Raw genomic sequence first — 255 nt, forward strand, 5'->3', positions numbered from 1 at the left:
CGGCTCGGCCACCGGCAAGGCGCCGGCCGCCAGCGCGCTGACCTTGAGCGAGGACCACTGGGGCGCATTGGCGTCGAAGCTGATGCTGTCGGGGACGGGCTTAGGGGCGGCCGACGGGGCGGATGTAACGGCGTGCGGCGCCTGCGAGGCATGCACAAAATGAATGCTGGCGCCCAGCGCGGCCAACACGGCCAGCGCGGCGGCGGCCCGCTTGAAAGATACTTGAGTACTCATGTTATTTTCCCTCCGAGACGG

1 protein-coding gene is annotated in these 255 nt (G+C 68.2%); it reads right to left on the minus strand.

Translation table 11 applies throughout. The features are described 5' to 3' along the window. The coding region (locus H3H39_RS27490) for a hypothetical protein (RefSeq protein WP_182157706.1) at positions 1 to 234 on the minus strand (234 nt) is incomplete at its 3' end. Positions 235 to 255: the final 21 nt, after the last annotated feature.

It is taken from the genome of Rugamonas apoptosis (assembly GCF_014042355.1).
Lineage (GTDB): Bacteria > Pseudomonadota > Gammaproteobacteria > Burkholderiales > Burkholderiaceae_D > Rugamonas > Rugamonas apoptosis.